This is a genomic window from Novosphingobium mathurense (assembly GCF_900168325.1).
Classification (GTDB): domain Bacteria; phylum Pseudomonadota; class Alphaproteobacteria; order Sphingomonadales; family Sphingomonadaceae; genus Novosphingobium; species Novosphingobium mathurense.
The window spans coordinates 341,668-365,592 of record NZ_FVZE01000004.1 but is presented as its reverse complement, the minus strand read 5'-3'; the positions used below and the strand labels follow the sequence as shown (position 1 = coordinate 365,592).

Annotated in this window: 36 protein-coding genes; 22 read left to right on the top strand and 14 right to left on the bottom strand. The window is 60.8% G+C overall.

The features are described 5' to 3' along the window. The first annotated feature begins 40 nt into the window (after positions 1-40). The 3 genes from B5483_RS14895 to B5483_RS14885 are packed head-to-tail and all read left to right on the top strand — an operon-like array spanning position 41 to position 2,366. Positions 41-406, top strand: a complete 366-nt coding sequence (locus B5483_RS14895) for a response regulator (RefSeq protein ID WP_079730966.1) — start codon at positions 41-43, stop codon at positions 404-406. Between the two features lie 11 nt (positions 407-417). Continuing rightward, positions 418-1,503, top strand: a complete 1,086-nt coding sequence (cheB, locus tag B5483_RS14890; protein ID WP_342743680.1) for a chemotaxis-specific protein-glutamate methyltransferase CheB — start codon at positions 418-420, stop codon at positions 1,501-1,503. Beyond that, positions 1,494-2,366: a CheR family methyltransferase gene (locus B5483_RS14885; RefSeq protein ID WP_079730964.1), complete on the top strand. Its 873-nt coding sequence runs from the start codon at positions 1,494-1,496 to the stop codon at positions 2,364-2,366. The genes cheB and B5483_RS14885 overlap by 10 nt, the downstream gene beginning before the upstream one ends. 30 nt (positions 2,367-2,396) lie before the next feature. Here B5483_RS14885 and B5483_RS14880 read toward each other — a convergent pair whose 3' ends face one another. The 14 genes from B5483_RS14880 to B5483_RS14830 all read right to left on the bottom strand — a co-directional run bounded on the left by B5483_RS14880 (position 2,397) and on the right by B5483_RS14830 (position 9,269). After that, complete coding sequence (locus B5483_RS14880; protein WP_079730963.1) at positions 2,397-3,464, bottom strand: tyrosine-type recombinase/integrase; 1,068 nt, start codon at positions 3,462-3,464, stop codon at positions 2,397-2,399. Continuing rightward, positions 3,430-3,654 (bottom strand): hypothetical protein, encoded by a 225-nt coding sequence (locus tag B5483_RS22915; protein ID WP_139384020.1) that lies wholly within the window; start codon positions 3,652-3,654, stop codon positions 3,430-3,432. Before B5483_RS22915 ends, B5483_RS14880 begins: the two co-directional genes overlap by 35 nt. Further along, a complete protein-coding gene (locus B5483_RS14875; RefSeq protein WP_079730962.1) occupies positions 3,651-4,181 on the bottom strand; it encodes a hypothetical protein in 531 nt (176 codons plus the stop codon). Before B5483_RS14875 ends, B5483_RS22915 begins: the two co-directional genes overlap by 4 nt. Continuing rightward, a complete protein-coding gene (locus tag B5483_RS14870) occupies positions 4,178-4,396 on the bottom strand; it encodes an acyl carrier protein (RefSeq protein WP_176168067.1) in 219 nt (72 codons plus the stop codon). The genes B5483_RS14875 and B5483_RS14870 overlap by 4 nt, the downstream gene beginning before the upstream one ends. Further along, positions 4,393-5,022, bottom strand: a complete 630-nt coding sequence (locus B5483_RS14865; RefSeq protein ID WP_079730960.1) for a methyltransferase — start codon at positions 5,020-5,022, stop codon at positions 4,393-4,395. Before B5483_RS14865 ends, B5483_RS14870 begins: the two co-directional genes overlap by 4 nt. After that, entirely contained in the window at positions 5,019-5,210 is a 192-nt protein-coding gene (locus tag B5483_RS14860; protein ID WP_079730959.1) for a hypothetical protein, read from the bottom strand. The genes B5483_RS14865 and B5483_RS14860 overlap by 4 nt, the downstream gene beginning before the upstream one ends. After that, positions 5,207-5,425 (bottom strand): hypothetical protein, encoded by a 219-nt coding sequence (locus B5483_RS22910; RefSeq protein WP_139384019.1) that lies wholly within the window; start codon positions 5,423-5,425, stop codon positions 5,207-5,209. The genes B5483_RS14860 and B5483_RS22910 overlap by 4 nt, the downstream gene beginning before the upstream one ends. Next, positions 5,422-6,333 (bottom strand): hypothetical protein, encoded by a 912-nt coding sequence (locus tag B5483_RS14855; RefSeq protein WP_217698214.1) that lies wholly within the window; start codon positions 6,331-6,333, stop codon positions 5,422-5,424. The genes B5483_RS22910 and B5483_RS14855 overlap by 4 nt, the downstream gene beginning before the upstream one ends. A 145-nt stretch (positions 6,334-6,478) precedes the next feature. Beyond that, positions 6,479-7,402: a YqaJ viral recombinase family protein gene (locus B5483_RS14850; RefSeq protein ID WP_079730958.1), complete on the bottom strand. Its 924-nt coding sequence runs from the start codon at positions 7,400-7,402 to the stop codon at positions 6,479-6,481. Positions 7,403-7,443: 41 nt separating this feature from the next. After that, positions 7,444-7,704, bottom strand: coding sequence for a hypothetical protein (locus B5483_RS14845; protein ID WP_079730957.1), 261 nt, complete (start codon positions 7,702-7,704; stop codon positions 7,444-7,446). Next, positions 7,701-7,961: a hypothetical protein gene (locus B5483_RS14840; RefSeq protein ID WP_139384018.1), complete on the bottom strand. Its 261-nt coding sequence runs from the start codon at positions 7,959-7,961 to the stop codon at positions 7,701-7,703. Before B5483_RS14840 ends, B5483_RS14845 begins: the two co-directional genes overlap by 4 nt. Further along, positions 7,961-8,131 (bottom strand): hypothetical protein, encoded by a 171-nt coding sequence (locus B5483_RS23220; protein ID WP_176168066.1) that lies wholly within the window; start codon positions 8,129-8,131, stop codon positions 7,961-7,963. The genes B5483_RS14840 and B5483_RS23220 overlap by 1 nt, the downstream gene beginning before the upstream one ends. Next, complete coding sequence (locus tag B5483_RS14835) at positions 8,131-8,391, bottom strand: hypothetical protein (protein ID WP_079730955.1); 261 nt, start codon at positions 8,389-8,391, stop codon at positions 8,131-8,133. Before B5483_RS14835 ends, B5483_RS23220 begins: the two co-directional genes overlap by 1 nt. A gap of 356 nt (positions 8,392-8,747) precedes the next feature. After that, the gene (locus B5483_RS14830) at positions 8,748-9,269 is read right to left on the bottom strand and encodes a hypothetical protein (RefSeq protein WP_079730954.1); all 522 of its coding nucleotides are present in this window, start codon (positions 9,267-9,269) and stop codon (positions 8,748-8,750) included. 36 nt (positions 9,270-9,305) lie between these two features. Here B5483_RS14830 and B5483_RS14825 point away from each other — a divergent pair, with 36 nt between their 5' ends. The 19 genes from B5483_RS14825 to B5483_RS14745 all read left to right on the top strand — a co-directional run bounded on the left by B5483_RS14825 (position 9,306) and on the right by B5483_RS14745 (position 23,875). Next, positions 9,306-9,515 (top strand): hypothetical protein, encoded by a 210-nt coding sequence (locus B5483_RS14825; protein WP_079730953.1) that lies wholly within the window; start codon positions 9,306-9,308, stop codon positions 9,513-9,515. Positions 9,516-9,745: 230 nt separating this feature from the next. Next, positions 9,746-10,045 (top strand): hypothetical protein, encoded by a 300-nt coding sequence (locus tag B5483_RS14820; RefSeq protein WP_139384017.1) that lies wholly within the window; start codon positions 9,746-9,748, stop codon positions 10,043-10,045. Positions 10,046-10,048: 3 nt separating this feature from the next. Further along, positions 10,049-10,171 (top strand): hypothetical protein, encoded by a 123-nt coding sequence (locus tag B5483_RS23685; protein ID WP_281251246.1) that lies wholly within the window; start codon positions 10,049-10,051, stop codon positions 10,169-10,171. 96 nt (positions 10,172-10,267) lie between these two features. After that, entirely contained in the window at positions 10,268-10,939 is a 672-nt protein-coding gene (locus B5483_RS14815) for a DNA-methyltransferase (protein ID WP_079730951.1), read from the top strand. Positions 10,940-11,114: 175 nt separating this feature from the next. After that, entirely contained in the window at positions 11,115-11,585 is a 471-nt protein-coding gene (locus B5483_RS14810; protein ID WP_079730950.1) for a hypothetical protein, read from the top strand. Between the two features lie 17 nt (positions 11,586-11,602). Next, on the top strand, positions 11,603-12,424 hold the full coding sequence (locus tag B5483_RS14805; RefSeq protein WP_176168065.1) for a helix-turn-helix domain-containing protein: 822 nt from the start codon (positions 11,603-11,605) through the stop codon (positions 12,422-12,424). Next, the gene (locus B5483_RS14800; RefSeq protein ID WP_079730948.1) at positions 12,421-13,794 is read left to right on the top strand and encodes a DEAD/DEAH box helicase; all 1,374 of its coding nucleotides are present in this window, start codon (positions 12,421-12,423) and stop codon (positions 13,792-13,794) included. The genes B5483_RS14805 and B5483_RS14800 overlap by 4 nt, the downstream gene beginning before the upstream one ends. Continuing rightward, positions 13,791-14,342, top strand: coding sequence for an HNH endonuclease (locus tag B5483_RS14795; RefSeq protein WP_176168064.1), 552 nt, complete (start codon positions 13,791-13,793; stop codon positions 14,340-14,342). The genes B5483_RS14800 and B5483_RS14795 overlap by 4 nt, the downstream gene beginning before the upstream one ends. Then, positions 14,339-14,668 carry a hypothetical protein gene (locus B5483_RS14790; protein WP_079730947.1) on the top strand — a complete coding sequence of 110 codons (330 nt, stop codon included), beginning with the start codon at positions 14,339-14,341 and terminating at the stop codon, positions 14,666-14,668. Before B5483_RS14795 ends, B5483_RS14790 begins: the two co-directional genes overlap by 4 nt. Continuing rightward, positions 14,661-15,290 (top strand): hypothetical protein, encoded by a 630-nt coding sequence (locus B5483_RS14785; RefSeq protein ID WP_079730946.1) that lies wholly within the window; start codon positions 14,661-14,663, stop codon positions 15,288-15,290. The genes B5483_RS14790 and B5483_RS14785 overlap by 8 nt, the downstream gene beginning before the upstream one ends. After that, positions 15,290-16,486, top strand: coding sequence for a virulence-associated E family protein (locus B5483_RS14780; RefSeq protein WP_176168063.1), 1,197 nt, complete (start codon positions 15,290-15,292; stop codon positions 16,484-16,486). The genes B5483_RS14785 and B5483_RS14780 overlap by 1 nt, the downstream gene beginning before the upstream one ends. 265 nt (positions 16,487-16,751) lie before the next feature. Then, the gene (locus B5483_RS22905) at positions 16,752-16,955 is read left to right on the top strand and encodes a hypothetical protein (RefSeq protein WP_139384015.1); all 204 of its coding nucleotides are present in this window, start codon (positions 16,752-16,754) and stop codon (positions 16,953-16,955) included. 71 nt (positions 16,956-17,026) lie between these two features. Further along, the gene (locus tag B5483_RS14775) at positions 17,027-17,596 is read left to right on the top strand and encodes a hypothetical protein (protein ID WP_079730944.1); all 570 of its coding nucleotides are present in this window, start codon (positions 17,027-17,029) and stop codon (positions 17,594-17,596) included. A 284-nt stretch (positions 17,597-17,880) separates the two neighbouring features. After that, entirely contained in the window at positions 17,881-18,276 is a 396-nt protein-coding gene (locus B5483_RS14770; protein ID WP_079730943.1) for a hypothetical protein, read from the top strand. Further along, positions 18,203-19,624: a phage terminase large subunit gene (gene terL / locus B5483_RS14765; RefSeq protein WP_079730942.1), complete on the top strand. Its 1,422-nt coding sequence runs from the start codon at positions 18,203-18,205 to the stop codon at positions 19,622-19,624. Before B5483_RS14770 ends, terL begins: the two co-directional genes overlap by 74 nt. Further along, positions 19,621-21,429, top strand: a complete 1,809-nt coding sequence (locus B5483_RS14760) for a portal protein (RefSeq protein WP_079730941.1) — start codon at positions 19,621-19,623, stop codon at positions 21,427-21,429. The genes terL and B5483_RS14760 overlap by 4 nt, the downstream gene beginning before the upstream one ends. A 93-nt stretch (positions 21,430-21,522) precedes the next feature. After that, the gene (locus B5483_RS14755; RefSeq protein ID WP_079730940.1) at positions 21,523-22,281 is read left to right on the top strand and encodes a hypothetical protein; all 759 of its coding nucleotides are present in this window, start codon (positions 21,523-21,525) and stop codon (positions 22,279-22,281) included. A gap of 11 nt (positions 22,282-22,292) precedes the next feature. After that, the gene (locus B5483_RS14750; protein WP_079730939.1) at positions 22,293-23,390 is read left to right on the top strand and encodes a phage capsid family protein; all 1,098 of its coding nucleotides are present in this window, start codon (positions 22,293-22,295) and stop codon (positions 23,388-23,390) included. A 50-nt stretch (positions 23,391-23,440) separates the two neighbouring features. Further along, the gene (locus tag B5483_RS14745) at positions 23,441-23,875 is read left to right on the top strand and encodes a hypothetical protein (protein ID WP_079730938.1); all 435 of its coding nucleotides are present in this window, start codon (positions 23,441-23,443) and stop codon (positions 23,873-23,875) included. Positions 23,876-23,925 lie beyond the last annotated feature (50 nt).

Sequence of the window (23,925 nt, the reverse complement as noted above, 5' to 3'; positions counted from 1 at the left end):
CGGCCTAGCCTCGGTTCGTGAGCGAACGAAGGACTGAGCGATGAAGACCAGCCTGATCGTCGATGACTCGCGCATGATCCGCAATTATCTGCGCAGTTCCTTGCAGGCGCTGGGCTTCGAAGTGCGTGAGGCAGTGAACGGGTGCGAGGCCGTAATCCGCTGTGAGGAGTCCATGCCCGACCTCATTCTGCTCGACTGGCACATGCCGGTGATGGACGGTCTCGAATTCATCCGGCTGTTGCGCGAGGGCGGAGGGGCTCTACAACCCAAGGTCGTATTCTGCACCACCGAAAGCGATATCGCGCATATTCGCATCGCGCTTGAAGCAGGTGCCGACGAATACGTCATGAAACCCTTCGATCGCGAAACTCTGCACATGAAGCTGCAACTCGTCGGCGCTGCCTGAGTGTCACGTCGATGGTAATGGCTGGGACCGGGCCAAGCTCCGCACATGCCCCTTGGCGCCGGCCCGTCAGGCTCATGATCGTGGATGATTCACTGGTGGCTCGCACCGCGCTCGGACGCATGGTGGGCAGCTCGGACGATCTCGAAGTCGTTGCGGGTGCGAGCACGGCCGAAAGTGCCCTCGATGTCCTGCGCCGGTGCACGGTCGACGTCATCCTGCTCGATCTCGACATGCCCGGTATGGGTGGTCTTGCAGCCCTGCCCCAAATCATCGCGCGGGCGAACGGGGCCAGGATCCTGGTGGTCTCCTCATTTACCGTCGACGGGGCAGAACAGACCCTTGCTGCCCTTTCACTCGGCGCTGCCGATACATTGCCAAAGCCCGATGTCCGCAGTTCGCGCGAGGCTTATCGGCAGACATTGTTGGCGAAAATTCGCGAACTTGGATCGGCTGATGCGGAAATCGCGCCCAAGCCGAGGTCGACGCCGGCCATGCGGCCCATTCTCCGAAAGCGCCCGGGCATCCTGGCCATCGGCGCCTCCACCGGTGGCATACATGCGCTGACATGCCTGTTCGAAGCGATGCCGCGCCGCCTGGGCATTCCGATTCTGGTGACACAGCACTTGCCGTCGACTTTCATGCCTGCCTTCGCACGCCAGCTTGCGAGTGCGTCAGGCTACGAGACGGTTCTTGCGCAGGAAGGGATGCCACTCTCGCCCGACCGGATCGTGGTTGCCCCCGGCGATGCCCACCTCACGGTCCAAAGCCAATCGGGTCAGCTTTCGGTGCGCCTTGATCGCAGCCGATCCGAAAGCGGGTGCATGCCCTCCGTGGACTGGATGTTCGGTTCTCTCGCGAAGGAAGTCGGCAACGATGCCTGCGGTGTCGTCCTCACCGGCATGGGGCGTGATGGCGTATCGGGCGCTGCCAGTCTGGTTGCGGCGGGTGGTACGATCATCGCTCAGGACGAAGCGAGCTCCGCCGTCTGGGGAATGCCCCGCGCCATCGTTGAGGCCGGTCTCGCCAGCGCCATTCTTCCACCCGTGGCCATCGCGCGGCATATCGCGGACAGTGTGGGGGTGGCTCCATGCAGATAAGCAAAACCTCGCGGCGCATTCTTGCCGACCTGCTCAAGTCGGAAACCGGCCAGTCCTTTCACGACAGCCGCCAGTGGCGGATCGGCACGGCTCTCTCCGGCCTCAGCCGAGAACATGGCATTGCCGACCTGGACCGGCTGATCGCCACGCTCTCGACTTCGCGCCGATCCCCGCTGGCGCAGACACTGGTCGAAGCCCTGCTCAACAACGAGACCTATTTCTTTCGCGATCGGGCCATGTTCGAGCTGTTGGCAAAGCAGGTCCTGCCCCGCCTCGCAGAGGCTCGAGCCACGAGCAGGACGCTCAATATCTGGTCCGCAGGCTGTTCCACGGGGCAGGAGTCGCTCTCGCTTGCGTTGCTCTTTGCCGAACAGGCACCGCGCTGGGAGGGCTGGACGATCAGCATTCTGGGCACCGATGTCTCGGCCGGCATGATCGAAGCGGCACGCAACGCCTGCTACACCCCGTTCCAGATCCAGCGCGGGCTTGCCGTGGGACAGATGATCAAATGGTTCGATGAAACGCCACGCGGCTGGCGGGCGCAGGAAAGGTTGCGCAAGATGGTACGCTTTGAGCAGCACAACCTGCTCGATGCCCTGCCCCGGCCGACCAGTTTCGACGTTGTGCTGTGCCGAAATGTCCTGCTCTATTTCGACGACGTGACCCGCCGCCAGGCTTTCGATCGCCTAGCCTCGACACTGGCGCCTGACGGCTGGCTCATGCTCGGCGCCGGGGAAACCAGCATCGGGCACACGGAACGCATCACGCCGGACAGGGCGTTGCGCGGTCTATATCGACATACGTCCTTCGTGGACGCCCGGCGGCAGACAGGTCCTGCCCGAAATGCGGCCGGCCGCATTTAAGTATTGCGTATCATCATGTTGTTGAATCCGCTACTCTTTTTCATCGTCTTTCCCCTCGGTTTGCCCGGTCCCGTTCTGTTCCCATTTAAGAATTGCGGACTGTCCGAGCCGATTCTTGTTGATTGCCTTGGCGTAGTGGTCGACCATCTGGCGTGACTGCCCGGTGATCGCCATCACCTCGTCAACGTTGCAACCCATGGTCAGGAGCGTGTTGACGGCGTTCTTGCGCAGGCCGTGCGGGACCACCTTGTGCCCGAGATCGGCGGCGTATGACTGCAGGCTGTTGCGAAGCGTGCTCACGCTCATCGGCTTGCCGTGAACTGTCGTCAGGATGGTCTTTCCGGTGCGGTCGTGCTTCTCCAGTTCCGCCTTGAGGCCGGAGTGCAGCGGGATCAGCAAAGTCTTCTCGGTCTTCTGCTGCTTTACCCAGATCGAACCGTCTTCCAGGTGCGACCATTGCATCCTGACCACATCACCGATCCGCTGGCCGGTATAGTACAACAGATGGACGGCAATGCGCACGCGGTGGTCGTCGCAGGCAAGGGCTTTCTCCAGCAATTCGTCGGCCCACGGCTCATGCTCGCCGGTCTTGAACGGTCGGACGCCGCTGGTCGGGTTCTTGTTCTCCGGGGCTAGGTCATTCTCCCGCGCCCACTTGTAGAGCGCGCTGACCACGTTGATGAAGAGATTGCGCGTTCCGTTGCCGGTGAGGCGGTTGTTCACGACCTCGCGAATGTGCGCCCTCTCCACCTTCTCGACGCGCAGTTTCCCAAGGTGGTGGTCGATCTTGCGCAAGGTCAGTTCGTATGATGCGCGGGAATTGGGCTTGAGGTTCCTGTACGCCTCGCTCTTCTGGTACTTCTGGATGAGCATGGCGACAGTCGGGGCAATGGCCCTGCGGCGCTCCCTGTGCCCGCACATCGTGCCATAGGTGGCGTAGAAAGAGGGTGTGCCGAACTTCGGAAGCGGGTGATAGACCGGCTTGCCTTCGAACGTCTTTTCGCCCGTGTTGAAGTAGGCGTACAGATGCCCCTTCGACCGGACGAACTTGACGTATTTCAGCTTAGGCTGTCCTACGCCAGAACTCTGCTTCGGCATCGTCTTCCCTTTCGCCGCACAGGAGGGCCAGTGCCCGGTCGAGTGCTTCCTTGTGCCAATGATCCCGGCCACCGAATAGCACGGCGGGTGGCAGGCGACCGGAGGCCACTTCACGCAGGAACGCTTGTTCGGAGAGGTCGCAGTATTCAGCAGCCGTCTTGCGCTTCATGAGGGCGGGCCATCTGGTCATTCGGCAGCCCCATACCTCTCGCGATGAACGCAGGCCGTGTGCAGCGTTCGCGCCCATTCATTGACGTTGGACCGGCGCATCTTCTCCTGGCACGCTGCGTTCGACAGGATCGCGGCAAACTCCAGCATTTCGGAATAGCGCAGTCGTTCGATGTTGGAGAAGATGGCGTCGATAGTGCTCTGATTGCTCATGGTGCTTTTCCCAAGGTTCTCGAATGGATTCTGCCGGACTGGTGCCGGTTCGGATGGCATATCTATGCGCTGCGGATAGTTGCGCTCGCGGTTCATGTTGCTGGCAACCGGCTTGTGTTTCGTGGCCCCCATGCCGCGCAGTTCCCGGCGAACCGTGGCGATGTGGTTTTTCAGGGCTCGAACATCGCTTGGCGTGTTGGCGACCACCACCATGCGGCTTTCGCCCTTGTAATGCAGGACGATGCGCGGATGCTTGCCGCCCTGCTCCTGCGTCATGGTAGCGTCAGGCCACTCGGACACCTCGCGTTGCGTTTCGGCGATGAGTTGCTTGCTCATGCCTTCTCCCTCATCAAATCCCCAATCGTCTCCGCCACTCCGGCCACGTCGGACCAGTTCTCAACGGTCTCGTCCGAAAGTTCGCACCCGAACGCTTCCTCGATGTCCATGGCGATGCAGGTCCGGTCGATGCTGTCGAGGCCGAGATCGCGGAAGCTGTCATGCTCGGTGGCGGGGCGACGGGCGTAGCGGCTGATTATGGTTAGGGCGGTCATGCGTAGTCCCCTGCGCGCTCCAAGCGCTTGCGGCACGGTGCGATCCATTCGAAGAGTGGCCCATCCCAAGGTTCAGGCAGCCGCCATACGAGCCAGCAATATGCGGTTGCCGTGGAGCCCTCTGGAGCAAGCCTGCTCTTGTGCATGACCACGCGCTCGGTGAATTGAAGTATGTGGCTAGGCGGGTTCACCCTGAACAGCCGGTCATATCTCCCGACGGATTCGAGAAACGCCGACCTGACCAACATCGCGACGCCCTCTGTGCTCGTCGCCAGAGCGCGCTCGATGAATTGCTCAGCCAAACGAAATGGCGGGTTCGTGATCGTCCAGTCGACTTGCTCGGGAAGTGGACCAAAGAGATAATCCAGAACCGGAAAGCCCGCTCCATAATCGTGAACGTCGCTGGCTTCGACCTGTCCGAAATACTCGCGCAGAGGGGCAACCATGTGTCCGCGATTGGCGGCGGGTTCCCGGCACGTTGTGATCCATGGCACGGAAATCATAGAACCGCCCGGTATCCACTCGCACAGGGCACGCGTCGCCCAAGGCGGTGTCGGGAAGTCGTCGAGGCTGTCATGCGGCTCGCTGCGCTGCTGCATCACGGCGGATGATGTGTTCTGGCTCATGCATCACCCTTCGCAGTTGCAGGGGACGCCTCACGCTGAATCTCAGCACGAGCCCTGATACGTTCCATCGTGCGCGCCTTGTCGGCATCGCCCATGTAGCCGTGCACGTAGAGGGTGGAGACGCACATCTCGAGGCGCTCTTCCCAGGTCTGGTTTGTCCAGTCTGTTGCGGGGTCGGTGAGGTTCATGGCCGATCTCGCTCGGCAAGCATGGCGTCGGCCAGTGAATACGCTCTCTGTGCGGAGAACGCGGCGTCGTGGTAGTACCCCGATTGATCGCCTTCACTGGCCAACATGCCGCCAAGCGCCTGACCTGCGAACCAGTCGCGCAGAGACATTCCGCTGACACTACCACCACTTGGCAGTTCATGCGGGAATGCGGGAGGATTTTCGGGCACTCTCATTGCACCCCTCCCACCAGTTCAGCCCGCTTGGCTTCTAGCGCCCGCGACAGTTCGAGGCGTTCTTCGTCGTCAATGTCAGCGGCGCCGACAGCCTTCTCGGCGGCTTCCCATTCCTCGCGGTTGGCGGCGGACTGGATCCGGGTGAGCAGGTCGGTTTCGGTGTGGGCCTCGCCGCGTTGTTCTTCGGTGGGGCCTTCAAGCACCTCCTCCATCATGTCGAGCTTGCTGATCGTTGGCGCCGATCCTTCAAGTCTGGGGAACTCGTCATCGGCGCTGATCTCATTGCGCGTGATGCTCTTGAAGCTGATTTGAAGGTTGGCCAGATCGACGGCGGTGAACTTGCTTGTCGATCCCAGCTTTGCCTCGATACGGCTCTTGTCGATGCCGATTTTGGCGAACGCAGAAAGTGCCTCTGCAATGCGCTTAGGGAGCGGAACCTCCGCGTTTCGAGTTTCAAGCGTGTTGCGGCACTCATCTGCCGCTGCCTGCACCAGATATTTTGGCAGGACAGCAAAGATGCATTCGCGGAGGCGGCGGGCGCCCATGTTGGCGTTGTTCTCGTAAATGTCGCGAACGTCCGTAAGCCGTTCAGGCCCTCCGCGCTTGTCGCGCAGATGCGGAACGATGAACGTCAGACTGGCGCGAGCGTTGGTTTCCAGATCCCACGCGATGGCCATCATTTCCGACGCCCCGCCTTCATCATCGCGGCTCAGTTCGGCAATCTTGTAGTCGATGTTACCCCAGCAGCGCGCCAACTCGCGAGCAAGGTGGATCGTCTCGCCGCTTACCGATTGGCCACCGCGCGGGAACTTGAAGAACGCATTTTCTGCAACTTCGCGAGTGCGGCACGATTCCAGCGCCTCGTTCAGCGCGCGGGCCTTGTCGCGGGGGTTGTGGTGGGCAACCACGACAGCCGCCTGCACTTCGGCAATGGCGCGCGACTGCTCGATAGTGGTGGCCTGAGAACGCACTGCACCGTTGGTCTGTGGTGCGGTGCCGAGAATGTCGGCGGCGGTGCGGCGGGGCTGCTCTACAATAGACTTGGTAGCCATATTACGCCTCCAGTTCCTTGATTGCGAAGCGCCTGTAGCCCTTGCGCCCCTTGATGATTTCGCCGGGCTTCGCTTCCCGGTCTGGGATCGAAGCGACCTTCGTTGCCTTGATGATGAAGCCCTCGGCGAACCCGACAGCAGCACCCTTGAGCTTGTCGACCAGTTCGGCCTGTGCGGCCTCCTTGCGGGCCCGGGCCTCGCGCTCGTCTGCCGCGGCCTCGAGATATTCGGCAGCGACAATGGCGGCGCGGTTGTCACGCTCGAGGTCGACCGTCTCGTCGCCCTGCTCGGCGTAGATTTCCTTGAGCGCGCTGCCATCGCGGGTGTAGTCGGGCTTGGGCGGCTTGTTGTCCGCGATGGACTGCCAGAACGCCTCGGTCCGCTGCTCTGCCGCGGCAAAGAGCTTGGGCCGAAAATCGTACTGGATCCGCTCGAGCTTGTTGCCGCCGACGAGGACGAGCATGTCGAAGCCGCAAACCCGGTCTAGCCCGGCGTAGGTGTTGCCCTGCAGCAGGTAATTCAGCGGCGGTTCGTCACCCCACTTCTTGCGCTCGAGCCAGTCGACCATCTTCGTCTCGAGGACGATGGGCCCGCGCTCGGGGCAGATCACACGCCGGTCGGGATGCCCGCCAAGTCCGCGCCCGTTCGAAAGCGGTCCAGTGTCTTCGCGGTCGACATAGCCATAGCGTTCGCGCGCGGCATCAATGATTGCCGCCTCGAGCTTTACGCCCCAGAAGATGCGCTCATTCTCGGGCGACCCATCGGGCTTGATGGCATTGAAGTCGGGCGTTGCGATCGTGCCGGTCTTGCGGTGCCACAACTCGAAATGCGTGAGCCAGGGGTTGCAGTCGAACAGCGCTGATACTTCGGACGCGCCAACGTGCTTTGCGCGGAAGATGGCGTCCTTATCGGGTTGAGTGGTCATCGAATTACCGGGCGGGCCTTGTTAGGTGCCCGCCCTCTCCCTCAGGGCAGAAAGACAAAAAACGCAGCGCCCACAGCGAGCGCACCGGCAGTCGCGGCAAGCCCGAGCATCCACCCGGTCTGCTGGTCGTTCAGAAACGAGACGCTCTCGGGCAGGTCGACCGGCTCGCGCGCATCGGCGACGAGTTCGGCGTAACGCTGGCGGATGCTGCGTTCGTAGTTGACGTGGCTCTGACGGGTGCGGCCCTTGAAGTGCTCGTAGGCCGGGCGACCGTCTGCTTTGGTGGCGATGGGGCGGGTCATGCTATCAACCCGGCGAAATCGCGGTCCGATGGCGCGCGATCACCACGGCACTTGCCATCGTCGCCGAGCAGCCAGACGGTGTACACGACATCGTTGCGGCCGGTCGCATGCTTGGGATGGAGGTATTGTCCGCGGTTATCCTTGTAGGTCGTGACGCGGTGGCGATTGGTGAGTTTGCAGCGGCCTTCGTATCGACCGATCTCGCCGCCAGCCATTTCCACATGGGCACCAGAATTGATGTGTTCGGGGAAATTCATCACTGCCACTCCTTATTAAGCTGCTGCCACCGCTCCTCACCCATCTCGCGACGGGCGCGGTCGATCTGCTTGTCCAGCGTGAAGGTCGGGACGTTGTGATTGCCCCATGGGATTTCGCTTGCGGCCTTGTCGGAGGCTTGCAGGAGGCGGTTTTGCTGGTGGGAGGTCATCACGCCCTCCCCAACTGAGCCGCGACATAAGCCTGACCGTCCGCGCGGCTCATGGCATCGCGCATCCGACCGATCACGAATTCGCAGCGCTCTATGACAAACGGCCCACGCGTCTCGATGGCGTGGTCGTTGTCCTGCGCAATGATGTATTCCAGCTCGGCCAGCGCTTCACGGAGCGGGCTGCGGGCGGAAGGCGGGAAGAACGTCGCGGGCAGTGCCGCGTGTGCGTCCTTCGCCGGGGTGATGTTGGTGATGTGCATTTAGGGCTCCGTTGATGGAGACAGTTCTATTGCGTGTAATTACCCGCGTCAAGCACTAAATGCGTGTAGGTTCCCGCATTACAATTAGGCAACGGCCTTCGCGAAAAATCGCCTCGCCAGAATATTTTCTGCGCACTCCCCCGCTGCTGCGCCGGAATGATGGACGCAAGTTAATGATAAAGCTTCGGAACACTGCCTATGAGCGCACCTTGTTAAGGAAATTTCCTACAACCTCGGCTTGAGATAGGGTAAGAACAGAACAAGAACAGAGGCGATTCGGATGAAAAATGGAGTGCTGGTTGTGCCGCAGTGTGGAGATGGCTGCCCCGAGTGCAGCCTCCATTGCGCGGGTCTTGTCAGGCTGATGGTCGACCTTCGACGCCAGCAGGAAGATCTTCTCCGTGAGGCAAGTCACGGCCGTCGCGCTCACCTGCTCGAAGAGCTTCGATTGAACGCAGAGCATTTGGAAACTGCGCAGCAAGCTTACGAGCGCGCTCGTCCTCGTATGGATCAATACCCAGTGAATCCAGAAGCACTGCAAAAGTCGACGTCAACGCTGCTGCACTAGGCATCTGAAATTCGGGCTCGATGCCGATCACATAATCGGCTGGGTTTTTGCCCAGCGCGCCGACGATCCCCACGAAGACCTCGGCGCTCATCCGCTTGTCCTGGCCGTTGTTCACGAAGTTGCGATAAAGGTCAGGATTTTTTCCGCCCGTAGCGGCGAGCGAGAACTTGCGACCGGAAGTCCTTTCGACGGCCATAGCCATGTCGGCCTTGAGTTTTTCCAGATCGATGACCGGCGATTCTTGCATGCCCCAAGGTATCTCGCTGCGGGTCTCATCCCGCAATTTCGTGTAGATACCCTCGATCAGCATTGACTTGCGTGTAATTACCCGCGATAAATGCGAGCCATGGCACATCAACCTATCCTGGCTGAAATCGAAGCGTTCATCGCTCATCACGAAATGGCCGAAAGCACGTTTGGGCGCGAGGCGCTCGGTGACTGGCGGCTAGTGCAGGAACTGCGCGGATCGCAGAAGCGACGCCCTCGCCGTCTCTGGCCTGAGACTGAGGCCAAAGTGCGTGAGTTCATGGCATCGTACCGTGAGCGCGCCGCATGACCGCGGCAATTGTCACCGGCATCGCCCTGAGCTGGCTGAGCCTCGCAACTGTCGCGGGCATCGTGATCGGCAAGGCCATTCGCGGCCCCGAATTCGAGGGCGAGTAGATGACCGGCCTCGCATACACCGTGCTCGTGGTCTTCCTGATCTACGCAGCGTTCTTCCTCGGGCAGGTCTGGGAGCGCAGCAAGCGCACGATCCAGCACCGCCACCGGCAGTGGTACTGAGCGATGGACAACTGGCAACCCGGTGATCTCGCGCTGTGTGTCCGAAATGGCTTTAAAATGTGCCGCACTGGACCAATCGCGCCGGACGCCCTCCAGATCCCGGTCGGCAGCGTCCAGATCGTGTCTGGCGTATTCGAGGCCATTGACGAGGTTTACCGTGCAGAGGGAGTGCTGTTCCTCAAATTTCGGGGATCGGCTTCCACGAAGCAATACGACTGTCGCGGCTTCCGCAAGATCCACCCCCTGACCGACGAAGAGCGCGAGAGCTTCCTCGCTGATCTTCCCGAGCCGGTGGAGGGCTGATCGGTGGAACAGATCGCCATCATCATCGTCCTCGCCATCGGATGCGCTGCAGGTGCCGCCTATACGCACCACTGCCTCTGCGAGCTTGGCGACGCCCTCGACGCATACGACGATCTGGAGCTTTGATCGATGGTCGGCCCCATCCTGTCTGGCGTTGTCGCCCCCGTGCTTTCGCTGCTGCTGCTCGCGTTCTTCTGCGACCGCATCAAGAGGCGTTGAGCGATGCGTATTGAAACCATAGGCCGCGCAACGCTGTATCTGGGCGATTGTCGGGACGTGCTGCCGACGCTGCCCAAGGTGGACGCAGTTGTTACCGATCCGCCTTATGGAATGGCCTACGCTTCTGGTTATGCAACTGATGCCCTCTGGTCTGCGGGTCGCACCATCGCCGGAGATGAGAGCAGCGAGGTGCGTGATGAAGTTCTCGCATGGGCTGCAGGTCGCCCCACGCTCTGCTTCGGAACATGGCGCGTTGCTCGTCCTACATCGACAAAAATGGTCCTCATCTGGGATAAGGGCGGAGCCCTCGGAATGGGGGACCTCTCGATCCCATGGAAACCAGATCATGAGGAAATTTATGTTTTGGGCAAGGGCTTCTGCGGCAATCGCGACAGTGGCTCTGTAATTCGGCACCCACCTGTTCAAAGCATGGCTAAGAACGGGCGTCTGCATCCCACCGAAAAGCCAGTTGGTTTGATAAAAATCCTTTTGCGGAAGGTTCCCGGCACCATCCTCGACCCCTTCATGGGCAGCGGCACCACCGGCGTTGCAGCCGTCCAAATGGGCCGCGACTTCATCGGGATCGAACGCGAAGAGAAGTATTTCAACATCGCCTGCAAGCGCATCGAGGACGCGCAGCGTCAGGGCGATCTCTTCATCGCAGGAGCCGCTTGAATGTTCCCCCGCAAGCCCGCGGGTCGCACGGCCGGTAGCGTCACAAGGCGCGCCGGCCACCCCTTTCCCAACCGCTGCACTCTCCTCGCAGCGGTCAACTCGCCCGAGGCGGTGCACGGCAATGTGAACCGCCCTGCTTTTCAGGCCGTCTCGGGCAATTTTCAGAACTCCTTTCATGGGTGAGACAATGACGCTGCAACGCAACAAAGTCTTTCGCGCCGAACGCCCTTCCCGCGAAACATTTCGCGAGCTCCTGGCGAACGACTGGCTCCGATGCTTCCCGAACGCCGTGCGTGGGGCAGCTGCCGACGCGATGGGCTGCGACAAGCGCACGATCGCGAACACTATCGCCGAGGCGCATCTTCCCGATAGCTACACGCTCGTCATGTCCCTGCTCGCCGACAAGACGGCGCTCGACGGTCTGTTGTCACTGGTCGGGATGAAAGCGGTCCCCTTGAAGTCCGAAGCCGCGAACGACCTGCACACGATTTCTAGCCTGTCCAATCTCGCCGGGCAATTCGCATCGGCGCTGGAGGACGGGCACCGGGATCATCGGGAGACTTGCCAGCTCGCCGACGCAGCACGCCCGCTCATGAAGGCCCTCGCTGCGATCTGTTCCGAGGCGGACACTGTGAGGGCGGCGTGATGGCTGGCATATGCAAGATGTGCGACCAGACGCTCGGACGCTATAATAAGAGCGGCTACTGCCGAAAGCACCTCGGCACCGCTAATGCTCAAAACCCGGAATGGCGGGAGAAGCATCGCGCCGGCGTCCTTCGCAAGATCAAGTACGACCCGGAATACAAGGCCCAACTCGCCGAACGCGCCAGAAGGATCGGATCTGATCCATCGACCCGGGCGAAGCGGTCGGAAACGTTCCGGAAAGGTCGATACTGGGAGCTCGGGAACGCAGCTCAAGAAAAAGGATCTGACGCGCGCAAGCGGGCTGGTCGATCAATCCGCGAGCGTCGCCTGTCATGGTGCCCGCCACACCTGCGCGAAGAATATATGTGGCTCATGCGGTCGCAGCGCGTCCCCGCCGCTGAGGCGCGGGTGATGATCGAGGAGCAGAACGAGCTCGAACTCGCGCGTTGGCGACGGTCAATTGGATACGTCGAAGAGCAAAAGCCGGACTTGGCCGATCAGGTCATGGCTGAGATCGAAACTGGCGAGGAGCGCGATCCATTTCTGCGCGCTTTGTCGGCGGCTGTAATCGCGTTCAGTGTCTCGGTCGACGATATATTCAGCGAGGCCCGTGAGGTTGCCTTGGTTCGCCCGCGCCAGGCCCTCGCACTTGTCATGCGCCGTCACGGCAAGCGGACAACTTCCGACATCGCCGCCCATCTGCATCGTTCCGACCACACCAGCGCCATCAATTGGCTCAAGCGTGGCGAGGAGATTGAGCGCAAGGATAAGGAATTCGCTTCCGCCGTCGCTCTCGTCGCTGATGCATGGAACCATGAAGTTGGGAGCATGGCCGCATGATCCAGCTCCGCGAATATCAGGCTCGCGTCATCGAGGAGAGCCGCGCCGCCTACGCGCAACGCCTGCGCGCCGTTCTCCTGTGCATGCCGACTGGTGCGGGCAAGACGATGACCGCCTCGACGATCGTGCACGGGGCATCGGCAAAGGGAAACGTGACGTGGTGGCTGGTCCATCGCCGCGAATTGCTGAGCCAGGCGAGCCAGACCTTCCATTCTCTCAATATCCCGCATGGCACAGTGCAGGCCGGTCATGTGTCGAACCCTTATGCCCGGGTGCAGGTCGCGAGCGTGCAGACGATCATTCGTCGCCTCGACGAACTGCCAGCGCCCGACCTGATCGTCTTCGATGAGGCCCACCATATCGGTTCGGCATCGTGGCAGGCGATATTCGAGCACTTCCCGCACGCCCGGGTGCTTGGCCTCACCGCAACTCCGTGGCGTCTCGATGGCGTCGGCTTGGGCAACTGGTTCGAGCACATGGTGCTGGGCCCGACGACTGGCGAGCTGATCGAGCAGGGATCGCTCTCCCGCTACCGCCTGTTCGCGCCCGCCATGCCCGATCTTTCCGGCGTCGGAACCGTTGCCGGCGACTTTCACCGCTCGGCCCTTTCCGCTGCCATGGATAAGCCGCAGATCGTTGGCGACGCTATCGGGCACTACAAGCGCCTGTGCGCCGGGAAGCGCGCTGTTGCCTTTGCTGCCGGGGTCGAGAACAGCAAGCACATCGCGGCGCAGTTCATTGCCGCTGGAATCCCCGCTGAGCATGTCGATGGCTCGATGAGCGTGGCCGAGCGCGACGGCGCGGTCGAACGCTTCCGCAGCGGTCAAACGCTGATCCTTTCCAATGCGGACCTGTTCGGCGAAGGCTTCGACGTTCCCGCGATCGAGGCGGCGATCCTCCTGCGCCCCACGAAGTCGCTGAGCCTGCACCTGCAGCAGGTCGGTCGTGCCCTGCGCCCGGCAGAAGGCAAATCCGAGGCGATCATCCTCGACCATGCAGGAAATAGCCTGCTCCATGGACTGCCTGACGATGCCCGCGAATGGGATCTGGCGGACCGGGAGAAGAAGAAGCGCGCGGCGCCGAGCGAGGTTCCGGTCCGCACCTGCGAAGAATGCTACTTCGTCTATCGACCCGCGCCCAAGTGCCCGCAATGCGGTCATGCCGTTGAGGTGAAGGCGCGCGAGATCGAGGTCGTCGATGGGGTTCTTGAAGAGGTCAAGAAGGCCGAGCCGCGCGCCAAGTTCCGCGAACAGGGCAAGGCCAACAGCCTTGATGCCTTGATCGAGCTCGGGCGCCAGCGTGGATACAAGAACCCGACGTTCTGGGCTCGCAAGGTATGGGCTTCGCGGCAGGGTCGGAGGGCGGCGTGAGTGAGACGAGAAAGCGCCGCGGCATGTCCGCGCAAGTCAGGTTTTCGGTCTTGAGCCGCGACCGTTTCACATGTCGTTATTGCTCACGTTCAGCACCAGACGTTGAACTGCATGTCGATCACGTCAAGGCAGTGGCTAATGGCGGAACCGACGACATGGACAACTTGGTTACTGCCTGCGTGGACTGTAATCTCGGGAAGTCTGACAAGGATGTCCCGTTCGTTCCAGAAACTTGCTCTGGGCGCCATATTCCTCGAATTCACCCACTCTTGGGCCGTGGCTTCCTGTCGTTCAAGGAAGGTAAGTGTAAAGAGCAAGGCGTGATCACGGCAGTGATCGACGATGACGTAGGCACTCTCCTTGTCCTCCAATTCTTTGAATGGATGGGCGGATCAACCACATACCAGCGGGTCATACCCATTTCACGCATAGTATTCGACGATGCTTCGACGGCAAGCGGGCTGACTTACCGCCTGTTTGAGGACAACGACGACCGCAACGACTACTACGAGTGGAAGGGCGGGCTTTTCGAGGATGGCGCGAGATGAGCCAACCCCACACCGACCTCGTGAACGCGATTCGCCTGTTCATATCCGAGATCGGCGGCGTCTCCGTGCCCGTCGATACGCCCGGCTTGCTCTACACCCGCGATGGACGCCCGGCGAAGTTCGGGACGAAGGGCGCGCTCGACATCGCCGCAACCATCAAGGGCCGTGCCGTGTGGATCGACGCCAAGATCGGCCGCGACCGCCTCAAGCCCGCTCAGGTCAAGTTCTGCCGGGCGCAGGAGCGTGCCGGCGCCATTGCTTTTGCCGCGTGGTCCCCGGATGACGTGCGAGACCGCCTCCGGCAGGAGGGCCTGCTCGATGACTGACGTCGACCAGACAAACGAGTTCTCTGCCTACTGGTATGCGCTGTCGAGGGACACGCCTGCCAAGACCTGGTGGCGATGCCCTGCGATGCATGACGCTGTTTATTCGGCTCTCGGTATCCGCAAGTCCGATACCGGCGCGATCTACGCCTGTGCCCCGTTCCGGCGCCATCCTGACGGGTCGATCCTTGCTGCGTATCCGGCGCCCCGGCTGTTCGACGAGCCCGACCACAACTGGCTCGGCATCGAGACGGTGATCGAGTGGCGACCGGGCAAGGACGTGGCTGAGATCATGGGCGATCCGACACCGCAAATCGTCGGTCACATGACCGAGGAAGCGAATGGCCTGTTCTCATCCCCCAGGCGCTTCTTTCAGCAGTGGGCCGCCCGACGCGCTCAGTTCGCCGTGCAGCGCCAGAACGCAGCCAAAGGGCTGTGGCACATCGCGCCGGCAGAGCGAGACGAAATCCCGGGCGGGCTGGTGATCGGGGCAACGGCGGACATCCGCTGGCATCCTTCGGCCATGCCGACGGACATTCAATGCTTCGGGCTGAACCCGACAATCATCAATAAGGCAATCCTGCGCGCCGCCAGACTGCCAAGAGCCCGGGGAGGCACAGCATGATGGCGGAGCCGACAGATAACGTATTCGACCTGCAGGCATGGAAGGGCAAGCTCCAGACCAGTAAGCAGGGTGTGAAGAAGAGCATCACCAACCTGATGCTTCACCTTGAGAACCTACGCGAGTTCGGTGACAAGATCCGCTGGAACGAGCTGGCCTACCGCGCTGAATGGAACGGCCACCCAATCGAGGACAGCGACCTGATAGCGGTCCGCCTGATCCTGGAGGCTCACCAGTTCGAGCCGAACGTCGGCGATGTCCTGCCTGCCGTCATGGCCCATGCCAAGCGCAATCCCTACCACCCGGTGCGCGAGTACCTGACCGGCCTGAAATGGGATGGGGTGGATCGCATCGACCGCTGGCTGACCGATTGCATGGGCGCCGACGCCAACGACTTCACCGCCATCATCGGGCGCAAGACGCTGATTGCCGCCGTCGCCCGCGCCTTCAAGCCGGGCTGCAAGGTCGATACCGTGCTCATCCTCGAAGGCGAGCAAGGCATACGCAAGTCGTCAGCCATCGCCACGCTGTTCGGCGAGGAGTTCACGGCCGAGTCCGTTAACCTGTTCGACCAGCACAACAAGATGGTCATGTCGATGATGGGGGCATGGTGCGTCGAGCTGGCCGAGTTCATCGCCATCACGCGCAAGGACGAGAACACGGTCAAGGGCCTGCTTTCCATGAAGTCCGACCGTGTGGTCCTCCCCTATGCCAAGATGGCCTCGGAGCACCCGCGGCAGTGCATATTCTTCGGGACCATCAACCCATCTGAAACCGGCTATTTCACCGACGCCACCGGCAACAGGCGATACTGGCCCGTCTTCGTGCGCAAGGCCGATCTCGACTGGATCGCCAAGCATCGGGATCAACTGTGGGCGGAGGCTGTCGAGGCGTATCGCTGGAACGAGACGTGGTGGCTGGAGGGAATGGCGGAGGAGGAGCTCGCCAAGACTGCCGTCGCGCTGCGTGAGGAATACGACGCCTGGGACGAGATCCTGACCGACAAACTGATCTTCAACTCCATCAATCGCGTCACCGTCACCGAGGCTCTGGCGGCGCTCGGGATGCCCTCCGAGCGCATGGACAAGAAGGCTCAAAACCGTGTCGCAAAGTGCCTGCGCCGGCTCGGATACACGAGCAAGTACGGCAAGGACGAAAGCCGGAAATCGATGCGTATTTTTGAACGGGAGGCGAGGTGATGGCGTCCACCAACATGGTCGAAAATTTGTCCACCATGGTTCTGAAAGTTGGTGGACACCCCCTGCCGTGTCCACTGACTACCATCTGTCCACCAAGTTGCGAAAAGATGGTGGACAAGATGGTGGACGCGCTAAGTCATTGTTTTTTCGTCGCGATAAGCCCTTTGTCTACTGTCTACTTTCTATTTCATAAAAGAGAAAAAAAGAGAGAAAAAAGGGGCCTAAAGAAGGAATACGCGCGGACGGTGGACGGTGGACACGCCCGATGACCCACCCCCGCTACTTCACCACCCCCAAGGCACCACGCCCACGCCAGTACGACGATGACTGGTATCCGACCGGCAACGCCTGGCACGTTCCTACCGTCTGCGATCACGAGGCGACCGATACCGGGCTGCTCGACGCGAACGGGGATACGATCTGGAGGGCACCCAATCCGGTTGGGTTCTTGTGGGGAGGGGAGCTGTGATCCACGTCACCGCCCACGCCCTGCAGCGCTGCATCGAAAACCATTCAACCGAAACCACGGGGAGCTGACAGATGGGACGCAAAGGCAGGCCGAAGAAGCAGGGCGAGCGCTACAAGTGCGGGAAGCTGCGCCCCACGTTCGACAAGGGCAGCGAGCGGGTCCAGGCATTGCGCGAACGCTATGGCGAATACTACGGCAGCGCTCTTGGCCGAGCCTTCAAGCATGGCCTTCTTGGCAGCGATGCCACAGCCAATGTCCGCTTCGATGCAGGAAAGCGATTTGCGCGCCTCTACAGCGCGATGATTGAGCGAGGTAGGTACGGGTGCCCTTTGGGGCGAGAAACGCTCTCAGCGGGCTCCTGCGGGCAAATTTCGGGCAATTCATTCGAAATGGACAATCAGGAATGGTTGTTCGACGCGATGAACGATCTCGACAATGCCGGTTTGCGCCCTTGGCTCGATCAACTCATCCTCGACCAGTATCACGATCATGGACCGCCATGGCTCGACCGGTTGCTGGCCGGTGGAAGAGATCCGGCTGACCGGATGGTGATGAAGTGCGCGCTCGATGCGCTGGATGTCATTGCCCCGGCCCAAGTGGAGATCGGCATTCGGGTCGTGCGCTGGGACGATGCGGCATAATCCACATGCAGCGTCTTGACGCACTGGCAGACATGTGCAATTTTCCGAAATGTGATGAGTTGAATTGCGCCCGCGGCTGACATGCTTGCGGGCTTTCGTCGTTTTAGGTCGGACCACCGACCAGCCCGCTCCGCATCCTTCCACCCCTCCCAAAGCGATAGCGAGAGCGGGCGAACATCCCGGAGGCATTCAATGCACTCCAAGACCATTCAATCGCTGAGACTATGGTGTCGTGTCTACGAGCTATACGCGGCGATTGGTGGCAGATCGAAGGTTGAATTGTGATGCCCGAAAAAACGGGAGAGAAACGGGCCAACTGTCCGCCTGTCGAACATCAGTTCAAGCCCGGCAATCCAGGAAGGCCCAAGGGCGCACGCAACAAACTGGGCGAAGCATTCATTCAAGCGTTGCATGACAGCTTCGAAGCACACGGCCCTGAGACGATTGAAACCGTCCGCACGGAAAAGCCCGATCAATACCTGAAGGTAATCGCCTCACTCCTTCCGAAGGAACACACACTCAACATCAACGACATGGACGCGATGACGGATGACGAGCTTGCAGAGCGTATCCGATCCCTCGCAACGGCAATTGCTCCTTTCCTCGATGGCGGAACTGGAGAGGTTGACGAAGGTAATGCAGGCGCGTCAGTCGCGCAGCAGCCTCCTAGGGTTCACTGAGTACACAAACCCGCAGTATCGGGTCGCAAAGCACCACAGGCTGATAGCCGAGAAGCTGGAGGCGTTGGAGCGCGGCGACATCGACCGCCTGATGATCTTCATGCCGCCGAGGCATGGCAAGTCCGAACTGGCAAGCGTTCGTTTCCCTGCATGGTATCTGGGCCGCAATCCAACGCACCAGATCATCACGGCGAGTTACGCGCACAAGCTGGCTGCTAAGTTCGGCAGGCAAGTCCGCAACCTGATTGCGAGCAAGGAATATCAGGCGATCTTTCCCGGCATATCCTTGTCGGAGGACAGCCAGGCCAAGGATCTGTTCAACACCAATCACGGCGGCGTATACATGGCGACCGGCGTTGACGGTTCGGTGACAGGTTCAGGCGGGCATCTGGTGTCGATTGATGACCCGGTGAAGGGGCGGCAGGAAGCCGACAGCGAGACGGTTCAGGAAACAGCGTGGGATTGGTATCGCGGCGATCTGTACACCCGCTTGATGCCAGGGGCACGGATTGTCTGCACGCAGACGCGCTGGAATGAAGCCGACCTTGCCGGGCGGATACTTGAGAGCGAGGGGCGAATTGAGGACGGCGGTCAATGGCATGTCCTAGATCTTCCGGCGATCAATGAAGACGGCGAGGCGCTTTGGCCTGAGTGGTATCCGCTTCCCGCACTGGAGAGGATCAAGAATGCGGTCGGTCCTCGCGAATGGTCCGCACTGTATCAGCAGAAGCCGCAACCCGACGAAGGCACGTTCTTCAAGCGGGAATGGTTCAGGACTTGGGATAAGCTCCCTGCGCTGAGATTCTACGGCACAAGCGATTACGCGGTGACCGATGGGGGCGGTGACTACACGGTGCATTCGGTCTGGGGCATCGACAGCAACGGCGATGTTTACCGCGTGGACCAGTGGAAGGGGCAGACAAGCTCCGACGAATGGATTGAACGCAAACTGGATCTGGTAGCGAAGTACAAGCCGTTGTGCTGGTTCGGTGAAGGCGGGGTCATTCAAAAGGCAGTGGAGCCTATGCTCAAGCGCCGCATGCGTGAGCGCAAGGTGCATTGCCGCATGGAATGGCTTCCTTCGGTGGCTGACAAGCCAACGCGCGCACGGTCGTTTCAGGCAATGGCGGCAACCGGACGGGTATTCTTCGAACCTGCGGCGGACATCAGCGAGTTTCTGGTGTTCCCCGCAGGCAAGCACGATGACGAAGTGGACACGGCCTCGCTGATCGGGCGGGCCATCGATCAGGCGCACCCGGCAATCGTGCATGCGCCGCAACCTGACAGGAATCCGCCCGACCTTTGGGGACGGCGCAAGCAAGGGGGCGACAGTTGGAAGACACTATGACCCCTGAGAAGTCGCTTGACTATTACAAGCGCATGTTTGCTGAAGCGCGCGACCTCACGCAGGAAGCCCGCAAGGAATCGCAGACAGACGACGATTACCGCCACGGCCACCAGTGGAGCGCCGAGGAAAAGGCCGAACTACGCAAGCGCAAGCAGCCGGACAGCTATTACAATTACGTCCGCCTGTCGGTTAACGGCACGATTGGCGTTCTCAAGCAGGGTGCAACAGATCCCCGCGCTTACGGTCGCAACCCGCAGGACGAAGACAGCGCGGAAGTCGCAACCAAGGTTCTGCGCTACATTGCCGACGAGAACGACTTTGACAGCCAGCGCATCGAGGGGGCTGACAGCTACCTTGTGCAGGGCACCGTCGCCGCGATGGTCGGGGTTGACGAGAATGGCCGCGTCAAGGTCGATATGGGCCGCTGGGAAGAGTTCTTTTACGATCCCCGCAGCCGCTTCGCAGACTTCCGCGATGCCCGCTACATGGGCTTCGCCAAGTGGATGTATGCCGATCAGGTGACGGCGCTTGGCGCGAAGGCGAATGAAGTCGAACTGGCTTTGTCGGGGGCATTCGGTGCCCTTGACGATACGTTCGATGATCGCCCGCAGGACGCGCGCGGTAATTGGGTTGATCGCAAGCACCGCCGCTTGATGGTGGTGGAAATGTACCACCGCGAAGGCAAGGACTGGTATCGCTGCCTGTTCTACTCTGGCGGTGTAATCGAGCAGGGCATTTCCGAGTACGTCGAGAAGGGCCGCTACGGTGATCGCCGGGTTAATCCTATCGTTGCCCAGTCATGCTTCGTGGACCGCGAGAACAACCGTTACGGCATCGTCCGCGACATGCGCCCGGTTCAGGACGGCATCAACAAGCGTGAAAGTAAGTTGCTCCACCTCCTGAACAACAGGCAGGTGCAGGCCAATAATGAAATTGCGATGTCAGCCGATGCCGAGCTTGTACGCGAGGAAGCATCGAAGCCGGACGGCGTTATCCCTCCTGGCTGGAAACCCGTAAGCATCAACGACATGGCAGCGGGTCAATTTAATCTGCTTTCCCATGACAAGGAGTTTATCTCGCGTCTCGGGCCGAACCCGGCTGTGCTGGCGCGCGAGGGCGAAAACTCTTCGGGCCGCAACAACCTGATCCGCCAGCAGGCAGGCATGACCGAGCAGGCGGTTGTGTTCGGCGGCATGGAGCATTGGGAGCGCCGGATCTACAGAGCGATGTGGAACCGTGCTCGCCAGTTCTGGACGGCACCGGACTACATCCGCATCACCGATGATGAAGGTGCGCCGCAGTTCATCGGCATCAACCAGCCCAAGTACGGACAGCCGCAAGTCGTCCTCGGACCCGATGGAATGCCGACCATTCAGCCAACGGTGCTTGGCTATGAGAACGCGCTGGCCGAACTGGATGTAGATATTACGCTGGATACGGTTCCCGATACAGCGAATCTTGCGCAAGAGCAGTTCCTCGCCCTGACCGACCTTGCGCGGTCTGGCGTGCCGATTCCCCCGCAAATCCTTCTGGAAGCCAGTTCGCTGCCGAAGAAGCGGGAGATCATCGAGAAACTCAAGGCCATGGACGAGCAGAACGCTCCGCTGCAGCAAATGCAGCAGCAGATCACACAGATCATGGCTCAATTGGAAATGCAGCAGAAGCAGGCCGACATCAAGAAGACCGAGAGCGAGACGGTAGAGAACATCGTCGATGCTCAGGCCAAGGCCGCTTCAACGCAGATCAACGCTTTCGAGGTCGGTTCCAGGATCGCCTCGCAAGGGATGCCCGCCGCCGGGGCTTAACCGGGCGCTTCGCTTGTTGATAGGCGCATTTATCAGCCGGGCCGCCGCCGTTCGGGCGCTTCGCCATGCCTGCGTTACGGGCAAGAGGGTTAAATGACGGAACAGACGCACGAAGAGGAACTGTTTGAAACCGAACCGTTCGTTACCGAGGAGGCACAGCCCGAGCCGGTCGCGGAAGCGGTAGAGGAAGCACCGAAGGAAGAACCGGCCCGCGATGAAACGGGCAAGTTCAGGGCCAAGGAACCGGCAACGGAAGTCCAGCAGCCGCAGGTGCAGCCGGAAATCAGGACCGAACAGCCGATGGTGCCGCTTGCGGCGCTTCACGAGGTTCGGGACGAACTGAAGGCATTCAAGGCGGAAGCCGAACGCTACAGGCAGCAACAGCAGCCCCAGCAGGAAGCTACCCCGCCCGATATGTTCGAAGACCCGGAAGGGTGGCAGGCATATCAACAGCAGCAGTTCCAAGGGCAGCTTTACTCCCAACGGCTCGAAATGTCCCGCCGCTTCGCAGTGCAGCAGCACGGCGAGGAAGTGGTGAATACAGCGGTCGAATGGGCGCGGTCCAAGTGCGATGCCGATCCCTATTTCAACCAGATGGTAGCGAACAGCCCCGACCCGGTTGGTTTCGCCTACCAGCAGTATCAACGCGACCAGATCGCATCGAACGTCGATGCCTCTGAGTATGAGCAATTCCGCGCGTGGAAACAGGCTCAGGCCCAAGTTGCCGCGCAAACCCCTTCCCCTGCTCCCGCACCGAAACCGCCCAAGTCCATTGTATCTGACCCGTCAGCAGGCGGCGTCCAGCATACGGCAACGGGGCAAACGGCGGTGTTCGACGAGGAGTTCAAATAAGGATTTGAACCATGGCCGAAGTTACCCTGGCCTCCGCCCTTGAAAAGCAGAAGTGGCTTTCGGACTACTTCAAGGAATACGTCCGCGAATCCGGCTTCCGTGGTTACATGGGCCGCTCTGCATCCAGCATCATCATCACCAAGCACGAGCTTGAAAGTGAAGCTGGCAAGACGATCAACATTCCGCTGATTACCCGTCTGACCGGCAACGGCGTTACGGGCTCGACCACTCTGGACGGCAACGAAGAAGATCTGGGCAACTACAACTGCCCGATTTCGATTGACTGGCGTCGCAACGGTGTTCGTGTCCCGAAAAGCACGAGCTACAAGACCGAGATCGACCTACTCAATGCTGCGCGCGACATGCTCAAGCAGTGGGAATCGGAAAAGCTGCGCGACGATATTATCGCTGCAATGCTTTCGGTCGTTACCACCGGCTCGACCACGGTCGATATGGTGGACAGCAGCGCCGCCAATCGCAATGCCTACTCGGCAGCGAACAGCGACCGTCTTCTGTTCGGTAAGCTGATCTCGAACTATTCGGCCACCTTCGCAACCGCGCTGGGCAATATCGACACGACCGATGACAAGTGCACGGTCGCGAGCATGAGCCTTGCCAAGCGCCTTGCAAAGCAGGCCGATCCGCATATCCGCCCGTTCAAGTCGAGCGTCGGTCAGGAATACTTCGTGGCTTTCCACGGCTCCCGGACCTTCCGCGACCTCAAGGCGGACAGCACCATGACGCAGGCAAACCGTGAGGCCCGCCCGCGTGACGTTGCAGCCAATCCGCTGTTCCAGGACGGCGACCTGATCTATGACGGCATCCTCCACCGCGAGGTTCCCGAGATCGACGACATCGCAAGCGCCTCGGGCGTTCTCGATGCCGCTGGCGCTGCATCGGCTGACGTTCGCCCGGTCTTCGTCTGCGGACAGCAGTCCGTTGGCGTTGCTTGGGGCCAGATGCCCACTCCGCAGACCGACATGACCAAGGACTACAAGTTCCGTCCGGGCGTGGCGATCGAAGAGCTTCTGGGCGTCAAGAAGATGGCGTTCAACGGCAAGCAGCATGGCATGCTGACCGCGTTCTTCGCGGCTGCGGCTGACTCCTGATCCTAGCGGGGCGGGTTTAGGCTCGCCCCTTTCCCTTGAGGAGATGAACAATGGCGACTTATTCCGCCACTGACTACGACAAGGTTCCCGTTCCGTCGCACGGATTGGCGAACAACTGCAAGGCGCTCTTTTTCGAAGTCGCCTGTTCCGCCGCACCGGCCACCACCGATACGATCAACTTCGGGTATGTCCCCGCAGGCGCGCGTGTCGTTATGGCTGTGCTTGAATCAACCGACATGGACACCAACGGCGCTCCGACGCTCACGATTGACGTTGGCGATGCGAGCGACACGAACCGTATTTTCGCGGCTTCGACCGTTGGGCAGGCTGGCACGCTTTCGACTGCGATTGCGACTGCTGGCGCTGGCTATTCGTACACCGACAAGACGCTGATTACCGGCGTTGCGGCTGCCAATGCCGCGACCGGCGCTGCGGGTACTCTGTACCTCACGCTGTTCTATGTCGTTGAGGGTAGCGCCTCCTGATGACCGAGCGGGGGGCCCTTGCGCTCCCCGTTCCTTTTCCGGGGTAGAAC

Excerpts from the sequence above, each read along its gene's own strand:
- B5483_RS14895 (WP_079730966.1), top strand. The coding sequence starts at position 41 with ATGAAGACCAGCCTGATCGTCGATGACTCGCGCATGATCCGCAATTAT.
- cheB (WP_342743680.1), top strand. The coding sequence starts at position 418 with ATGGTAATGGCTGGGACCGGGCCAAGCTCCGCACATGCCCCTTGGCGC.
- B5483_RS14885 (WP_079730964.1), top strand. The coding sequence starts at position 1,494 with ATGCAGATAAGCAAAACCTCGCGGCGCATTCTTGCCGACCTGCTCAAG.
- B5483_RS14880 (WP_079730963.1), bottom strand. The coding sequence starts at position 3,464 with ATGCCGAAGCAGAGTTCTGGCGTAGGACAGCCTAAGCTGAAATACGTC.
- B5483_RS22915 (WP_139384020.1), bottom strand. The coding sequence starts at position 3,654 with ATGACCAGATGGCCCGCCCTCATGAAGCGCAAGACGGCTGCTGAATAC.
- B5483_RS14875 (WP_079730962.1), bottom strand. The coding sequence starts at position 4,181 with ATGAGCAAGCAACTCATCGCCGAAACGCAACGCGAGGTGTCCGAGTGG.
- B5483_RS14870 (WP_176168067.1), bottom strand. The coding sequence starts at position 4,396 with ATGACCGCCCTAACCATAATCAGCCGCTACGCCCGTCGCCCCGCCACC.
- B5483_RS14865 (WP_079730960.1), bottom strand. The coding sequence starts at position 5,022 with ATGAGCCAGAACACATCATCCGCCGTGATGCAGCAGCGCAGCGAGCCG.
- B5483_RS14860 (WP_079730959.1), bottom strand. The coding sequence starts at position 5,210 with ATGAACCTCACCGACCCCGCAACAGACTGGACAAACCAGACCTGGGAA.
- B5483_RS22910 (WP_139384019.1), bottom strand. The coding sequence starts at position 5,425 with ATGAGAGTGCCCGAAAATCCTCCCGCATTCCCGCATGAACTGCCAAGT.
- B5483_RS14850 (WP_079730958.1), bottom strand. The coding sequence starts at position 7,402 with ATGACCACTCAACCCGATAAGGACGCCATCTTCCGCGCAAAGCACGTT.
- B5483_RS14845 (WP_079730957.1), bottom strand. The coding sequence starts at position 7,704 with ATGACCCGCCCCATCGCCACCAAAGCAGACGGTCGCCCGGCCTACGAG.
- B5483_RS14840 (WP_139384018.1), bottom strand. The coding sequence starts at position 7,961 with ATGAATTTCCCCGAACACATCAATTCTGGTGCCCATGTGGAAATGGCT.
- B5483_RS23220 (WP_176168066.1), bottom strand. The coding sequence starts at position 8,131 with ATGACCTCCCACCAGCAAAACCGCCTCCTGCAAGCCTCCGACAAGGCC.
- B5483_RS14835 (WP_079730955.1), bottom strand. The coding sequence starts at position 8,391 with ATGCACATCACCAACATCACCCCGGCGAAGGACGCACACGCGGCACTG.
- B5483_RS14830 (WP_079730954.1), bottom strand. The coding sequence starts at position 9,269 with ATGCTGATCGAGGGTATCTACACGAAATTGCGGGATGAGACCCGCAGC.
- B5483_RS14825 (WP_079730953.1), top strand. The coding sequence starts at position 9,306 with ATGGCACATCAACCTATCCTGGCTGAAATCGAAGCGTTCATCGCTCAT.
- B5483_RS14820 (WP_139384017.1), top strand. The coding sequence starts at position 9,746 with ATGGACAACTGGCAACCCGGTGATCTCGCGCTGTGTGTCCGAAATGGC.
- B5483_RS14815 (WP_079730951.1), top strand. The coding sequence starts at position 10,268 with ATGCGTATTGAAACCATAGGCCGCGCAACGCTGTATCTGGGCGATTGT.
- B5483_RS14810 (WP_079730950.1), top strand. The coding sequence starts at position 11,115 with ATGGGTGAGACAATGACGCTGCAACGCAACAAAGTCTTTCGCGCCGAA.
- B5483_RS14805 (WP_176168065.1), top strand. The coding sequence starts at position 11,603 with ATGTGCGACCAGACGCTCGGACGCTATAATAAGAGCGGCTACTGCCGA.
- B5483_RS14800 (WP_079730948.1), top strand. The coding sequence starts at position 12,421 with ATGATCCAGCTCCGCGAATATCAGGCTCGCGTCATCGAGGAGAGCCGC.
- B5483_RS14790 (WP_079730947.1), top strand. The coding sequence starts at position 14,339 with ATGAGCCAACCCCACACCGACCTCGTGAACGCGATTCGCCTGTTCATA.
- B5483_RS14785 (WP_079730946.1), top strand. The coding sequence starts at position 14,661 with ATGACTGACGTCGACCAGACAAACGAGTTCTCTGCCTACTGGTATGCG.
- B5483_RS14780 (WP_176168063.1), top strand. The coding sequence starts at position 15,290 with ATGGCGGAGCCGACAGATAACGTATTCGACCTGCAGGCATGGAAGGGC.
- B5483_RS22905 (WP_139384015.1), top strand. The coding sequence starts at position 16,752 with ATGACCCACCCCCGCTACTTCACCACCCCCAAGGCACCACGCCCACGC.
- B5483_RS14775 (WP_079730944.1), top strand. The coding sequence starts at position 17,027 with ATGGGACGCAAAGGCAGGCCGAAGAAGCAGGGCGAGCGCTACAAGTGC.
- B5483_RS14770 (WP_079730943.1), top strand. The coding sequence starts at position 17,881 with ATGCCCGAAAAAACGGGAGAGAAACGGGCCAACTGTCCGCCTGTCGAA.
- terL (WP_079730942.1), top strand. The coding sequence starts at position 18,203 with ATGGCGGAACTGGAGAGGTTGACGAAGGTAATGCAGGCGCGTCAGTCG.
- B5483_RS14760 (WP_079730941.1), top strand. The coding sequence starts at position 19,621 with ATGACCCCTGAGAAGTCGCTTGACTATTACAAGCGCATGTTTGCTGAA.
- B5483_RS14755 (WP_079730940.1), top strand. The coding sequence starts at position 21,523 with ATGACGGAACAGACGCACGAAGAGGAACTGTTTGAAACCGAACCGTTC.
- B5483_RS14750 (WP_079730939.1), top strand. The coding sequence starts at position 22,293 with ATGGCCGAAGTTACCCTGGCCTCCGCCCTTGAAAAGCAGAAGTGGCTT.
- B5483_RS14745 (WP_079730938.1), top strand. The coding sequence starts at position 23,441 with ATGGCGACTTATTCCGCCACTGACTACGACAAGGTTCCCGTTCCGTCG.